The sequence below is a fragment of the Streptomyces sp. enrichment culture genome (assembly GCF_964273145.1).
Taxonomy (GTDB): domain Bacteria; phylum Actinomycetota; class Actinomycetes; order Streptomycetales; family Streptomycetaceae; genus Streptomyces.
In genome coordinates this window covers 5291220-5305453 of the sequence record NZ_OZ186873.1, presented here as the reverse complement: position 1 = coordinate 5305453, position 14234 = coordinate 5291220, and the positions used below count along the sequence as shown (strand labels likewise).

Genomic DNA, 14234 nt, shown 5'->3' with positions numbered 1-14234 from the left:
GAGCGTGGCGGGTGGTGATGCCGGTGGGGGCGTGCCGCGGTGCCGGTGGACGCCCGCTCGCGGGTGGCTGGCGCCGCGTCGCCCATGGTGCCCCGGCAGGAGTGCGGGCGGGCTCAGGCGGGCGGAGCGCCGGCGGTGTCCGAGGGGACCGGGGTGCCCGGGGTGTCCAGGGCGCGCAGTTCGCCGAGCACCTCCTCCACGGTGATGCGGAGCAGCGCCGGGTCGGGTTCCCGTCCGTGCGGGTCGCCGTCGGGGCCCGGGTGCCACAGGACGCGGTGGCGGGGGTGCGCGGGCGGACCCCAGCGGTGGGGCGGGACCGGGCCGAAGAGGGTGACGGAGGGGGCGGCGTGGGCGACGGCCAGGTGGGCGATGCCGGTGTCGCCGCTGACCACGGCGCGGGCGTCGGCGACGAGCGCGGACAGCCTGCCGTGGGGCAGGCCGCCGCCGAAGACGTCCGTGCCGGGCAGGCCGGCGAGCTCGGCGAGCCGCGCCACGAGGCCGTCCTCGTCCGCTCCCCCGGTGACCACGACCCGCAGGCCGCGCTCGCGCAAGGCCCCTGCGACGGCCGCGTACCGCTCGACGGGCCAGCGGCGGGAGGGGGCGCCCGCGCCGGGGTGCAGGACGACGGCGCCGGGGGCCGGGGACGGGCCGGGCGGGCGCGGCAGCAGCAGGTCGGTGGGGTCGGCGTCGACGCCGTACCACGTCAGCAGCCGGCACCAGCGGTCCCGTTCGTGCTCCTCGGCGTACCAGGGCGGGCCGTCGACCTCGGGGGTCCGCGGATGCGCGAACGCCAGCAGCCTGCGCGGGCGCAGGCCCATCAGCAGGCGGTGGCTGAGCGGGCCGTTGCCGTGCAGGTCCACGGCGACGTCGGGGGGCGGGCCGGTCCAGTCCAGGGTGCGGGGCACGGCCCGGCCGGGCGCGGAGGCGGGCAGCAGCCGGTCGACGGCCCCGGTCGCCGCCGCCACCGGGGCCAGTTCCCCGGGGCCGGCCAGCACCAGTTCGTGGCCGGGGTGGGCGCGGCGCAGCGCGCGCAGCGCGGGGACGCCGGCGAGCAGGTCGCCCAGGCCGAGGGCGCGCAGGACGAGGACCCGGGGGACGCGGGGGACACGGGGGATGCAGGGCGCGGGGGCCTCGATCATCGCGCCCCCTCCGCCGCCCGTTCCATCAGCGCCGTGGAGGAGCGGCCGTCCAGGTAGGGCAGGAGGACCGCCTGGCCGCCCCACTCCTGGAGCAGCGCGGCCTCGGGCAGCTCGGCGCCCGCGTAGTCGCCGCCCTTGACCCACACGTCGGGGCGCAGGTCGGCCAGGAGGCGTTCGGGGGTGTCCTCGTCGAAGACGGCGACGGCGTCCACGCAGGCCAGGGCGCGCAGGACGCGGATCCGGTCGGCGAGCGGGTTGACGGGGCGGCCCTCGCCCTTGCGGCGCCGCACGGAGGCGTCGGAGTTGACGCACACCACCAGGCAGTCGCCGAGCCGCCGGGCGGCCTGGAGCAGGCCGACGTGCCCGGCGTGCAGCAGGTCGAAGCAGCCGCCCGCGGCGACGACGGTGCCGTGCTGGGCGCGGACGCGGGCGGCCAGGGCGTGCGGGTCGTCCGCGTCGGGCGGCGGAACCGGCGCGGGCCGGGCGTCGGGGCGGGGTACGGCGCCCGCGCCGCCGGCGGCGACGAACGCGGAGGCGGCGAGGACGGCGCCCTCCACGGCCTCCCCCACCAGCGCGCCGTCGGCGAGCAGGGCGGCGGCCGTGGCGGCGAACCGGTCGCCGGCACCGCAGGAGTCGCCGTGGTGGGCGGCGGGCGCCGGGACGAGCAGCGGGTGCTCCCCGTAGGTGAGCAGGGCGCCGCGCGCGCCGAGGGTCACCACCACGGCGGTCACGCGCCAGTCCCGTACGAGGGCGGTGGCGCTGTGCGCGGCGGCGCGCAGCGTGCCCGGCGCCGCGCCGCCGCGCGGGGCGAAGCCGTGGGCCTCCTTCTCGGCGGGCGTGACCAGGCGGGTGCCGGGCACGGGCGGGCCGCCGCGCGGGTGCGGGTCCCACACCAGCGGGGGGCGCTCGGCGAGGACGTCGCGCAGGGCGTCGGCGGCGCCGCGGCCGTAGTCGGAGACGAGGACGGCCGGGGCGGCGCGTACGGCGGCGCGGGCGGCGCCGGTGGCCTCGCGGACGTGTCCGCCGCCCCGGTCGAGGCGGACGACGGGCCGCTCCTGGGCCAGGACGCGGGTCTTCTCGGAGAGGGGTTCGCTCAGCGGCAGCGGGATCAGGGTCAGCCAGGGTTCCAGCAGGTCGCGCAGTTCGCGGCTGGCGGGGTCGTCGCCCATGCCGGCGACGAGGGTGACCTCGCGGCCGTCGCGGGCGGCGAGGTACGCGGCGAGCGCCGCGCCGCCGGGCCGGACCCGTTCGGCGCACTCGGCGACGACCGGCACGGGGGCGTCGGGCGCCAGCCGGTCGGCGCAGCCGCTCAGGTCGCGGTCGAGCAGGGCGTCGCCGACCACGAGCAGCGGGGTCTTGTCAGCCATGCGTCCGGTCACCTCCGTGGCCGTTCCGCCCGTGGCCGTTCCGCCTGCGGCCGTCGCGCGTCCCGCCTCCGGTGCCGCCCCCGACGCCGCGTTCGATCGCCGCGTCGAAGGCCGAGCAGATCATGTGCACGGCGACCAGGTGGAGTTCCTGGACGGTGGCCGTGACGGGCGCCTCCACGCACAGGGACTCGTCGCTGCCGGCCATCAGGGGGTTGGGGGCCGGCCCGGTCAGCGCCCACACCCGGACACCGGCCGCGCGGGCGGCGTCGGCGGCGGACAGCAGGTTGGCGCTGGCGCCGGAGGTGGACAGCAGCATCAGCACGTCGCCGGGGCGGCCGTGGGCGCGGACCTGGCGGGCGAAGACCTCGCCGACGCCGTAGTCGTTGGCGATGGCGGTGGTGGCGGAGGTGTCGGCGTGCAGGGCGATCGCGGAGAACGGCGGCCGGTCCTCGCGGTAGCGGCCGACGATCTCGGCGGTCAGGTGCTGGGCCTGGGCGGCGCTGCCGCCGTTGCCGGCGGCGAGCAGCCGTCCGCCGCCGGACAGGACGGCGGCCAGGCGCGTGCCCCAGCCCTCGGTGATGTGCGCCGAGGCGCGGAACGCGGTGAGGGCGCCCTGGAGTTCGTCGCAGTGCGCGACGATCGGCGGCTGGACGGTCATCACGCCACCTCCTTCGACAGTGCGTGGTCGGCGAGCGTCCGCCGGTACACCCGCTCGGCGCCGTCGGCGACGCGCCGCCAGGTGTAGTGGGCGAGGACGCGTTCCCGGCCGGCCGTGCCGTACCGGCGGCGCAGCCCTTCGTCGGCGAGGAGCGCGCGGGTGGCCTCCGCGATCGCCCCGGGGTCCTGCGGGGCGACGAGCCGCCCGGTGACCCCGTCGACGACGGAGTCGCGGTGGCCGCCGACGTCGGTGGCCAGGACGGGCACGCCGCACGCCATCGCCTCCAGCGGCACGATGCCGAAGGGTTCGTAGACGGGGGTGCACAGCACCAGGTCGGCGCTGCGGATCAGGGCGGGCATGTCGTGCGGGTCGACGGCGCCCAGCAGCCGCACCCGGCCGGCCACGCCGCTCTCCTCGGCCAGTCGCAGCAGGCGCCGGCCCTCCGGGTCGGTCTCGACCGCGCCGCCGGGCGGGCCGCCCGCGACGACGAGTTCGGCGTCCGGGACGCGGGCGAGGGCGCGGATGGCCTGGTCGTAGCCCTTGCGCGGGACGAGCCGGCCGCAGGACAGCAGCCGGTGCCGCTGCCGGCGCGGCGGTGTGCCGCCGGTGCCGGCGCCGGGGCGGAAGTGCTCGGCGTCCACGCCGCACGGCACGATGGACACCCGGCGGGTCGGCACGCCCATGTCGGCGAGCTCCATCACCTCGTCGGTGCAGGTCGCCAGGACGCGTTCACACGTGCGGCCGATCTGCCGCTCGATGCCGACGCGCTCGTGCGGGCTGGTGTCCCGCGCGCCCTGGTGGCGCCGCTTGACGGTGCCCAGGGCGTGGAAGGTCTGCACGACGGGGACGCCGTGCGGGCGGGCGCCGATCCGGGCGGCCATGCCGGACATCCAGAAGTGGGCGTGCACCACGTCGGGCGTCTCGCGCGCCCAGGCCCGCGCCAGGTGGGCGCCGAAGGCGGGCATGTGGGGGAACAGGTCGTCCTTGGGAACGGCCCGGGGCGGCCCGGCCGGCACGTGCACGACGACCGCGCCGCCGGGCAGGGGGACCCGGTCGGGCAGGTCGGCCGCGTCGCGCCGGGTGTAGACCGTGACGTCGTGGCCGCGCTCGGCCAGCTCCTCGGCGAGGCGGGCCACGTAGACGTTCTGGCCGCCGGCGTCGACGCCGCCGAGCGCGGCGAGGGGGCTGGCGTGCTCGGACACCATGGCGATCCTCATCGGGTCACCTCCTTCAGCAGCCGCTCCCAGTCGTCCAGGAAGCGGGACAACCCGTAGCGGGCGAGGGCCGCCGCACGCGCCGCCTCGCCGACCGCGCGCGCGTGCGCCGGATCGGCCAGGAAGTCCCGTACGGCGTCGGTCAGTACGTCGACGCGGTTGGAGACCACTCCGGCGCCGGGCGGCACCGCCTCGGTCACCTCGGTGGTGGCGAGGGCGACGACGGGCATGCCCAGGTGCATGGCCTCCAGCAGGGACAGGCCGAGGGAGGTCCAGCGGACGGGGTGGACGTAGACGCGCCGCCGGGCGAGCTCGGTGTGCAGCTCGCCCTGCGGCAGGTCGAGGGTGCGGCAGCGGTCCGCGGGGACCCCGATGTGCTCGGCCAGGCCCTGGGTGCGCATGCCGAACACGTCGAGCGGGGCGGCGCGGGCGAACTCCGGCAGCAGGTCGGTGCCGGTGGTCCGGCCCCGCCGGATCGGCTCGTTGACGACGACGGCGGCGCGCTCGCACTCGCCGGTCCAGCGGGGGCCCGGGTCGATGACGCCGTGCTCGACGACGGTGGCGGGGGTGGTGCCGGAGTCCCACATCAGCCGGTTGAAGTGGGTGACGTGGACGAGGGTGACGCCGGGGACGTCCGCGGCGGGGTGGCGGGTGCGGGGCACGTCGCCGTCCGGGGCGTTGTGCTCCAGCCAGATCAGCGGCGGGCGGCGGCCCAGCCACCGGTCGACCAGGTCGAGTTCGTGCGGGCGCTGGAGGACGACGACGTCGACCTCCTCGTCGCGCAGCCGCTGCGGGGGCACCTCGATCACCGACTCGGGCCAGTCCCAGGTGCGGGCGCGGCCCAGGCCGTCGGGCCCCCGGTCGGGGGTGACGGGGACGAGGTAGGTGTGCGGGCCCTGCACGAAGGCCGTGGTCCACGACCCGTGCACGTGCCAGATGAGGACCCTCATGCTTCCCCCAGGAGCTTGTCGACGGCGGCGGCCACGTCGGTGCCCGTGATCGTGTTCAGGCACGGATGGCCGGGGACGGGACACTCCCGGGCCCGGCTGTCCGCGCAGGGCGCGTCCTGGTCACCGAGGAGCACGTACGGCACGCCGTAGGGCCGCCAGCGCTCGGCGGGCACCACGGGCGAGAACAGGGAGACGACCGGGGTTCCGACGGCGGCGGCGAGGTGGGCGGGGGCGGTGTTGCCGGTGACGACGGCCGCGGCGCCCGCGAGGACGCCGGCCAGCTCCGGGGCCCGGGTCCGGCCGCCGAGGTCGAGGGCGTGCTCCCCCGCCACGTACGCGGTCAGGTCGCGCTCGCCGGGGCCGCCGGTGACGGCGACCCGGTGTCCGGCCGCGGTGAGTTCGCGTACGGCCTCGGCGCAGCGCTGCAGGCTCCAGGCGCGGGCCGGGACGCTGGCGCCCGGGTGCAGCACGACGTAGGGGCCGGGCCCGGTCAGGCCGGTGGTGTCCGGCGGGGGCAGCACGCGCAGCCGCCCGTCGTCCGGGCGGGGGAAACCGGCCGCCTCGGCGAGGTCGAGCGCCGCCTCGGCCTCGTGGGCGTGCTCGGCGCGGCGGTGGCGCAGGTCCAGCAGTGAGCCGGGGTAGTCCACGCTGTCGGCGGCGAGGCGGCGGACGCCGGCCAGGCGCAGGACCAGGGCGGTGGGCAGCGGGGACTGGTGGAAGGAGGTCAGGATCAGGCCCGTGTCGGCGTCGATGCGGTCCACGAGCGCGTCGATCTCCGCGCGGTCGACGGCGGGCGGGTCGAAGCCGCCCCACGGGGCGTCCCAGACGAGGACCTCGTCCACGCCGGGCAGCAGCCGGGCGGCGGGCGCCCCGCGCGGGCCGCACAGCAGGGTGACGTGCTCGGCGCGGGCGGCGACGGCTCGGACGGCGGGCCCGGCGAGCAGGACGTCGCCGAAGCTGTCGAGCCGGGCGACCACGGCTCTGCGCACGGCCCCGGCGCCCCCGGCCCTCATCGCGGTCTCCCGCACGGGTCGGCGGGCGGCGGCTGCGGTGCGTAGGCCCGCTCCAGGGGGCGTTCGTCCGCGATGATCCGGCCGCCGGGGGGACGTCCGCCGAGCACCGCGCGGACGGCGGTCAGCAGGTCCGTGGCGATGTGCTCGGCCGTCGCCGTCTCCTCCGGCCGGGTCCGCTCGTTCGGGACGAGGATCCCGTGGGCGCCCGCGCCGCGGGCGGCCTCCACGTCGGCGCCGATGTCGCCGACGACGACGCAGTCGGCGGGGTGGGTGCACACCCGGCCGGCCGCCCACAGCACCAGGCCGGGCCGCGGCTTGCGGCAGTGGCAGCCGTCGTCGGGGCCGTGCGGGCAGACCGCCCACACGTCGAAGGGGCCGAGCAGTTCGTCGACGCGCCGGTTGACGGCGCGGACGTCGGCGTCGGTGAGCAGTCCGCGGGCGATCCCGGACTGGTTGGTGACGACGCCGGTGCGGATGCCGCGCTCGCGCAGCAGGGCGAGCGCCTCCCGGGCCCCGTCGACGGGCCGCACCTTCTCGGGGTCGCCGTTGTAGGGGACGTCGTGGACGAGGGTGCCGTCGCGGTCGAACAGGACGGCCTTGACGGGGCTCATGCGGCCACCTCCTGCCAGGCGGGGGCGTTGCGGTGCCGCCACGCCCCGCTCAGCCGGTGCCAGGTGGCGGCCGGCGGGATGAGGGCGCTGGTGACGAGCATGGTCGTCACCTCGTGCCGGGTGCGCGGTCCGGGGGCGATGCGGGCCCAGGCGAACTCGGCGGTGCCGGCGGCCCAGCCGAGCCCGGCGAGCGCGGCGGCGCGCGGGCGCCCGGCGGCGGCGAGGGCGAGCGCGGCCGCCCCGGCGGCGGTGACGGCGGCGTGCCGGCGGATACGGCCCCGGGGTGCCACCGCCTTCTCCCACCAGCCGGCGCCGTGCAGACGCCGCATCAGGGCGTCGTCGGCGTTGCCGCGCTGCTGCCGGAGGGAGACCCAGCGGGAGGCGGGGCGCACCGGGTGCCGGGTGGTGCGCCGGCCCTGCCGGATGCGCCAGCCCGCGCCGAGGACGCGCAGCGCGAGGTCGGCGTCCTCGCGGAAGGCGCGGGGGAAGCGTTCGTCGAAGCCGCCGACCTGCTTGAGCGCCTCGGTGCGGTAGGCCATGTCGGCGGTGATCCAGCGGGCCCGCGCGAGGCCTGCGGTGCCGCGTTCCCAGTCGGTGGGGCGCCGCTCGCCGGGCAGCGGGACGGCGATCACGCCCTGGACGGCCCCGGTGTCGGGGGCGGCCTCGGTGAGGTCCTGGACGAGCTGGTCGCACCAGTGCGGGCCGACCTGGACGTCGTCGTCGAGGAAGGCGGTCCACGGGGCGGTGACGGCGCGTATGCCGGTGTTGCGGGCGGCGGCCGGTCCGCGCCCGCCGCTGCGCAGCACCACCGTGCGTGCGCGCAGGTCGCCCAGGACGGCGAGCGGGTGTTCCAGCGCCTCCGGGCCGGCCTCCGGCTCGGGCCGGTCGTCGACCAGGACGATCTGCTCGGGGCGCGGCCCCGTCGCGGCGGCGAGCGCGGCCAGGCAGTCGGCGAGCGTGTCGCGCGCGAGGGTGGGGACGACGACGGCGTAGGAGGTCATGCGAACGCCTTCCCGCGGCGGACCGCGAACGGCCCGATCGCCAGCAGGTCCACCGGTGCGGAGCCGAAGCACTCCAGCGCGTCGCGCGGGTCGTCGACCATGGGCCGTCCGGCGGTGTTGAGGCTGGTGTTGACGACGACGGGCAGTCCGGTGCGCTCCTCGAAGGCGCGCAGCATGCGGGCCACCAGCGGCTCGCGGCGCTCCTCGACGGTCTGGATGCGGGCGGTGCCGTCGACGTGGACGACGGCCGGGATGCGCTCGCGCCAGGCGGCGGCGACGTCGTGCACGAAGAGCATGTACGGGCTGGGAAGGGGCCCGCCGAAGAAGATCTCGGCGGCGCGGTCGGCCAGCACCATCGGGGCGACCGGGCGGAACTCCTCGCGGCCCTTGACCCGGTTGAGGCGCTCCAGGTTCTCTGCACGGCCCGGGTGGGCCAGCAGGGAGCGGTGCCCGAGGGCGCGCGGACCGTACTCGCTGCGACCCTGGAACCAGGCGACGATGCCGTCCCGGGCCAGTTCCTCGGCGACGGTCTCGGCGATGTCGTCCGGCTCCTCGTAGGGGACCGCGGCCGTCTCCAGCCAGGCACGCAGCTCCCCGTCGCTCCAGCCGCGCCCGAGGTCGGCGCCGGGCATGGGCTGCGGGGGGCCCGCCTGCCCGGCCACGTGCAGGGCGCCGCCCAGGGCGGTGCCGGCGTCGCCGGCGGCGGGCTGCACCCACACGTGCCGGTACGGGCCCAGCTCGGCGATCCTGGAGTTGGCGACGCAGTTGAGGGCGACGCCGCCGGCCAGGGTGAGCGCCTCGCCGCCGGCCTGGCGGTGCAGCCAGTGGACGAGGTCGAGCAGCGTCTCCTCCAGGACGGCCTGGGCGCTGGCGGCCAGGTCGGCGTGGTCCTGCGTCCAGTCCTCGTCCTTGGCGCGGGCCGGGGCGAACTCGGCCCACTTCGCCCCGTGGGCGCGGAAGCCGCCGTCGCCGGTGGCGTGGACGTGCTCGCGCAGCCTCTCCAGGAAGCGGGGCTTGCCGTAGGAGGCGAGGGCCATCACCTTGAACTCGTCGCTGCTGCGCAGGAAGCCGAGGTGCTCGGTCAGCTCCTCGTAGACCAGGCCGAGGGAGTGCGGCAGCGCCTGCGTGAACAGGGTGTCGAGCTTGCCGTCGCGGTAGCGGCCCGCGAGGTGGGAGGCGGACTCGCCGCGGCCGTCCAGGACGAGGACGTCGTTGTCGGGGTACGGGGAGGCGGGGCCGGCGGAGGCGGCGTGCGCCACGTGGTGCGGGACGAAGACGACCCGCTCGGGGTCGAGTCCGGGCAGCGCCTCGGCGAGGAATTCGGGGGCGCGGCGGGCGTACTCCAGGCGCAGCGGGTCCCAGGGGTCGTCCAGGCCCATGTCGCGGGCGGGGCGGGCGAGCCGGGGGTCGAAGGAGTAGGTGACGGCGTCCAGCTCCCGGGGCCGTACACCGCCGCACTCCAGGCACCAGCGCGCCGACAGCTCCGGCACCTCCCAGGCGGAGAACGGCACCGGCCGCTTGCCGTGCTTGCGGCGGCTGAAGCGCTCCTCCTCGGCGGCCGCGACGGTCCTGCCGTCGACGACGAGGGCGGCGGCCGGATCGTGGAACAGGGCGTTGATACCGAGGATGCGCATGGGGTGCTCCGTCCCGGGCGGCGGGTGGGTCTTCCGGCGTTTTCGGGGATCTTCGGGGCTTTTGAGGCTTCTGTACTGCCTGGGTCATTTGTGGCTGTTGTGCAAATGATGCCTCCAGGCTCGCGGGTGCCGCACCACGGCTGTCTCAAACACTTGGAGACAGCTTGATTACGGAGAAGCCACCCTTTGTCACTGCTTGAGGTGATAAATCGTCTCAGGCCGCCACGGAATGCGCGAACCAGCCGATGGTCCGTTCCAGCCCCTCGCTCCAGCCGACGCGGGGCCGCCAGCCGAGCCTCTGCCGCGCGAGGGCGGTGTCGGGCCGGCGTCGGCCGGGGTCGTCGACGGGGCGTTCGACGAACCGGATGCGGGAACCGGAGCCGGTGAGCTCGACGATGCGCCGGGCCAGCTCCAGCACGGTGATCTCCTCGCCGCCGCCGATGTTCATCGGCCCGCTCTCACCGGAGGCGGCCAGGGCGAGGACGCCGCCGACGGTGTCGTCGACGTAGCACAGGGACCGGGTCTGGCTGCCGTCGCCGGCGACGGTGAGGGGTACGCCGTCCAGGGCCTGGGCGATGAAGGTGGGCACGGCGCGGCCGTCGCCGGTGCGCATGCGGGGCCCGTAGGTGTTGAAGATGCGGACGATGGCGGTGTCGGTGCCGTGCACCTGGCGGTGGGCGGTGGTCAGGGCCTCGGCGAACCGCTTGGACTCGTCGTAGACGCTGCGTGGGCCGACCGGGTTGACGTTGCCCCAGTACGTCTCGCGCTGCGGGTGCTCCAGCGGGTCGCCGTAGACCTCGGAGGTGGAGGCCAGGACGAAGCGGGCGCCGTCGGCGCGGGCCCGCTCCAGGGCGTTGCGGGTGCCGGCGCTGCCGGCGTCGAGGGTCTCCAGCGGCAGCCGCAGGTAGTCGGCGGGCGAGGCCGGGCAGGCGAAGTGCAGGACGAGGTCGAACCGGCCGGGCAGGGCGCGCAGGGCGTGCGGGTCGGTGGCGTCGGCCCGGACGAACCGGAAGCCGCGCCGCCGCTCCAGTTCGGCCACGTTGCCCCGGGATCCGGTGGCCAGGTTGTCGAGGCAGACGACGTCGGTGCCGGCGTCGAGCAGCCTGCCGCACAGATGGGAGCCCACGAAACCGGCTCCGCCGGTCACCAGGGCCCGGCGCCAGGCCCGTCCGCTCACAGGGCGTTCGCTCACGGCGCTCTCCTCTCGCTCGCCGTCACGTGCGTGTCCGCGCGAGTAGCCCGGTGAGCACCCCTCTACCTCGAACCGGAGTTCGACGGAGCGTCCCGCGCCGCCCGCGCCACCGCATCGCGCGGGCGGGCCGGCGGCGAAGGCGCCGTCCGCCGGGGTGTTCCCTACGATCGTGGCGTGGTCACCTTCTTCCTCGAACGCACGGCACCGCTCCCCCTGGACGAGGCCTGGCGCCGGCTCACCGAGTGGCCCCGCCACGGCGGGGCCGTGCCGCTGACCCGCGTCGCCGTCGCCACTCCCCCGCCGACCCGCCCCGGCACGATCGTGGTGGCCCGCACCGGCGTCGGCCCCCTCTCCTTCGACGACACCATGGAGGTGACCGTCTGGGAGCCCCCGCGGGACGGTGCGCCCGGCCGGTGCCGGCTGGAGAAGCGGGGCCGGGTGGTCCGCGGCTGGGCGGAGATCGACGTACGCCCCGGGCCCGGCGGCCGGACCCGCGTGGTCTGGCGCGAGGAGCTGCGCGTGCGGCTGCTGCCGGGCGCCCTCGACGGCGTGCTGCGCGGCGCCGGCCGGTACGTCTTCGGCCGGACGGTCAACCGGCTGCTCAGGCGGCCCTGAGCGCCCTCCCCCGGCGGCTTGCGCACCCCCGGGCCGGCCGGGCGCGACCGGGGCGGCCGGGCCGGCGCCGCTCGGCCGGCGCGACGGCTCAGGCCACCGACCCGATCCGCCCCGCCGGCCCGGCGCCCCCGTCGTGGTGGATCGGCGTGTGGGCGCCGGTCAGGGACGCCCCGCTGCCGCCGTGCCGGTCGGCGACGATCTCGGCGGCGATGGACAGGGCCGTCTCCTCCGGGGTACGGGCGCCCAGGTCCAGGCCGATGGGCGAGCGCAGGCGGGCCAGTTCCAGGTCGGTGACGCCGACCTCGCGCAGGCGCCGGTCGCGGTCCAGGTGGGTGCGGCGCGAACCCATCGCGCCGACGTAGGCGACCGGCAGGCGCAGGGCGAGTTTCAGCAGGGGGACGTCGAACTTGGCGTCGTGGGTGAGGACGCACAGGACCGTGCGGCCGTCGACGTCCGTGCCTTCCAGGTACTCGTGGGGCCAGGCGACGACGACCTCGTCGGCTTCCGGGAAGCGGGCCGGGGTCGCGAAGACCGGGCGGGCGTCGCACACGGTGACGTGGTAGCCGAGGAACTTGCCGACGCGGACCAGCGCCGAGGCGAAGTCGACGGCACCGAAGACGATCATGCGGGGCGGCGGGACGGAGGACTCGATCAGCAGCCTGAGCGGCGCTCCGCAGCGCGAGCCCCGCTCGCCGACCTCCAGGGTGCCGGTGCGGCCGGAGTCCAGGAAGGCGCCCGCCTCCGCGGCCACCGTGCGGTCCAGTTCCGGGTGGGCGCCGAAGCCGCCCTCCCAGGACCCGTCGGGGCGGACCGCGAGCACCCGGCCCCTCAGCTCCGCCGGGCCGGAGACGATCCGCGCCACCGCCGCCGCCTCCCCGCCGGCGGCGGCGGCGAGCGCGGACGCGAGCACCGGGCGGGCGGGGGCGTCCGCCCGCACCGGCGTGACGAGGACGTCGATGGCGCCACCGCAGGTCAGGCCGACGGCGAAGGCGTCCTCGTCGCTGTAGCCGAAGCGCTCCAGGACGGTCTCGCCGTCCTCCAGCGCCTGTCGGCACAGCTCGTACACGGCGCCCTCCACACAGCCCCCGGAGACCGAGCCGATCGCCGTGCCGTCGGCGTCCACCGCGAGCGCGGCGCCGGGCCGGCGGGGCGCGCTGCCGTCGACGGCCACCACGGTGGCCACGGCGAAGTCGCGTCCCCGCTCGACCCACCGGTGCAGCTCTTCGGCGATGTCCAGCATCTGTCGGTCTCCTTCGGCGGCGGTTGGGGAAAGGGTGCCCGCGAGGGCGGTCAGCGCACGCCCAGCCAGCTCTCGATGGGGCCGAGGGCGAAGTACACGAGGAAGACCGCCGTCAGGGCCCACATGAAGGCGCCGACCTCCCGCGCCTTGCCCCGGGCGGTCCTGACGGCGACGTGGGAGACGATGCCCGCGGCGACACCGGCGGTGATGGTGTACGTGAACGGCATCAGGACGACGGTGAGGAAGACCGGGACCGCGGTGGCCCGGTCGGCCCAGTCCACGTGCCGGGCGTTCGTCAGCATCATCGCGCCGATGACCACCAGCGCGGCGGAGGCGATCTCCTGCGGCACGATCGCCGTCAGCGGGGTGAGGAAGAGGCAGGCCGCGAAGAACGCGCCGGTGACGACCGACGCGAGGCCCGTGCGGGCGCCCTCGCCGACGCCGGTCGCGGACTCGACGAACACGGTCTGGCCACTGCCGCCGGCCACACCGCCGATCGCGCCGCCCGCGCCGTCGACGAACAGCGCCTTGGACAGGCCCGGCATGCGGCCCTTGTCGTCGGCGAGCCCGGCCTCGGTGCCGACGCCGATGATGGTGGCCATCGCGTCGAAGAACCCGGCGAGCACGAGCGTGAAGACGATCACGCCGACGGTCATCGCGCCGATCTCGCCCCAGCCTCCGAACTCGACGTCGCCGAAGAGCGAGAAGTCGGGCATGGAGACGGCGCCGCCGTGCAGTTCGGGGGCGCCGTTGGCCCACTGCCCGGGATCGACGACCCCGGCGGCGTTCAGCAGCGCGGCGACGGCCGTGCCGGCGGCGATGCCGACGAGGATGGCGCCGGGGACGTCGCGCGCCTGGAGCATGAAGATCAGCAGCAGGGTGCCGCAGAAGAGGAGGACCGGCCAGCCGGCGAGTTCGCCCGCCGGGCCGAGGGTGAGCGGGGTGCCCGCCTCGCCCGGGTGGACGAAGCCGGCCTTGTGGAAGCCGATGACGGCGATGAACAGGCCGATGCCCATGGTGATGCCGTGCTTGAGGGCGAGCGGGATCGCGTTCATGATCATCTCGCGCAGACCGGTGACGACCAGCAGCATGATGACCACGCCGTACATCACGCACATGCCCATCGCCTGCGGCCAGGTCGTCTCGGGCACGACCTGCGAGGCGAGGACCCCGGAGACGGACAGGCCCGCGGCCAGCGCGAGCGGAACCCTGCCGACCAAACCCATCAGCAGCGTGGTGAGGGCCGCGGCGAAAGCGGTCGCGGTGATCAGCGCCTTCGCGGCCAGGGTGTTCCCCGCCGCGTCCTCGCCGGACAGGATCAGGGGGTTGAGCAGGAGGATGTACGCCATCGCCATGAAGGTGGTGACCCCGCCGCGCACCTCCCGCGCGACCGTCGATCCCCGCCGGGATATGTGGAAGTACCGGTCGAGCCGGGAGCGTCCGGCCGGGACGCGGGCGCCTTCGCCCGCGTCCCGCGCGGCACTCCTCGGCTCCGGTGACTGCTGGGTCATGTGGGGCCTGCTCCCAGGGTTCATAGGGGCACCCGCGTGCAACCTCCCTGACGGGTGGCCACCGCGCGCGGCGGCTGCGGGATTCGGGA

General features: G+C 76.7%; 13 protein-coding genes. 1 reads left to right on the top strand and 12 read right to left on the bottom strand.

The genetic code is table 11. The features are described from left to right. Window positions 1–113: 113 nt before the first annotated feature. From ACSU6Z_RS23840 to ACSU6Z_RS23795, 10 genes are all read right to left on the bottom strand, one after another. Window positions 114–1139, bottom strand: coding sequence for a glycosyltransferase family 9 protein (locus tag ACSU6Z_RS23840; RefSeq protein WP_437048573.1), 1026 nt, complete (start codon window positions 1137–1139; stop codon window positions 114–116). Beyond that, entirely contained in the window at window positions 1136–2506 is a 1371-nt protein-coding gene (gene rfaE2, locus ACSU6Z_RS23835; RefSeq protein ID WP_437048572.1) for a D-glycero-beta-D-manno-heptose 1-phosphate adenylyltransferase, read from the bottom strand. Before rfaE2 ends, ACSU6Z_RS23840 begins: the two co-directional genes overlap by 4 nt. Further along, entirely contained in the window at window positions 2499–3164 is a 666-nt protein-coding gene (locus tag ACSU6Z_RS23830) for a D-sedoheptulose-7-phosphate isomerase (RefSeq protein ID WP_437048570.1), read from the bottom strand. Before ACSU6Z_RS23830 ends, rfaE2 begins: the two co-directional genes overlap by 8 nt. Continuing rightward, entirely contained in the window at window positions 3164–4381 is a 1218-nt protein-coding gene (locus ACSU6Z_RS23825) for a glycosyltransferase (protein ID WP_437048568.1), read from the bottom strand. The genes ACSU6Z_RS23830 and ACSU6Z_RS23825 overlap by 1 nt, the downstream gene beginning before the upstream one ends. After that, window positions 4378–5328, bottom strand: coding sequence for a glycosyltransferase (locus ACSU6Z_RS23820; RefSeq protein WP_437048566.1), 951 nt, complete (start codon window positions 5326–5328; stop codon window positions 4378–4380). Before ACSU6Z_RS23820 ends, ACSU6Z_RS23825 begins: the two co-directional genes overlap by 4 nt. Further along, complete coding sequence (locus tag ACSU6Z_RS23815) at window positions 5325–6341, bottom strand: glycosyltransferase family 9 protein (protein WP_437048564.1); 1017 nt, start codon at window positions 6339–6341, stop codon at window positions 5325–5327. Before ACSU6Z_RS23815 ends, ACSU6Z_RS23820 begins: the two co-directional genes overlap by 4 nt. After that, entirely contained in the window at window positions 6338–6952 is a 615-nt protein-coding gene (locus tag ACSU6Z_RS23810; RefSeq protein ID WP_437048562.1) for a D-glycero-alpha-D-manno-heptose-1,7-bisphosphate 7-phosphatase, read from the bottom strand. Before ACSU6Z_RS23810 ends, ACSU6Z_RS23815 begins: the two co-directional genes overlap by 4 nt. Then, window positions 6949–7953, bottom strand: a complete 1005-nt coding sequence (locus ACSU6Z_RS23805; protein WP_437048560.1) for a glycosyltransferase family 2 protein — start codon at window positions 7951–7953, stop codon at window positions 6949–6951. The genes ACSU6Z_RS23810 and ACSU6Z_RS23805 overlap by 4 nt, the downstream gene beginning before the upstream one ends. Then, window positions 7950–9587: a carbamoyltransferase family protein gene (locus ACSU6Z_RS23800; protein ID WP_437048559.1), complete on the bottom strand. Its 1638-nt coding sequence runs from the start codon at window positions 9585–9587 to the stop codon at window positions 7950–7952. The genes ACSU6Z_RS23805 and ACSU6Z_RS23800 overlap by 4 nt, the downstream gene beginning before the upstream one ends. A 214-nt stretch (window positions 9588–9801) precedes the next feature. Further along, window positions 9802–10779, bottom strand: a complete 978-nt coding sequence (locus ACSU6Z_RS23795; protein WP_437048558.1) for an NAD-dependent epimerase/dehydratase family protein — start codon at window positions 10777–10779, stop codon at window positions 9802–9804. A 174-nt stretch (window positions 10780–10953) separates the two neighbouring features. On the opposite strand from ACSU6Z_RS23795, the gene ACSU6Z_RS23790 reads away from it, so the two are divergent. Then, window positions 10954–11394 (top strand): SRPBCC family protein, encoded by a 441-nt coding sequence (locus ACSU6Z_RS23790; protein WP_437048556.1) that lies wholly within the window; start codon window positions 10954–10956, stop codon window positions 11392–11394. A gap of 88 nt (window positions 11395–11482) precedes the next feature. On the opposite strand, the gene ACSU6Z_RS23785 is transcribed toward ACSU6Z_RS23790, so the two are convergent. Both ACSU6Z_RS23785 and ACSU6Z_RS23780 read right to left on the bottom strand, forming a co-directional pair. After that, complete coding sequence (locus ACSU6Z_RS23785) at window positions 11483–12634, bottom strand: XdhC family protein (protein ID WP_437048554.1); 1152 nt, start codon at window positions 12632–12634, stop codon at window positions 11483–11485. Between the two features lie 50 nt (window positions 12635–12684). Beyond that, window positions 12685–14145 carry an NCS2 family permease gene (locus ACSU6Z_RS23780; RefSeq protein WP_437048552.1) on the bottom strand — a complete coding sequence of 487 codons (1461 nt, stop codon included), beginning with the start codon at window positions 14143–14145 and terminating at the stop codon, window positions 12685–12687. Window positions 14146–14234: the final 89 nt, after the last annotated feature.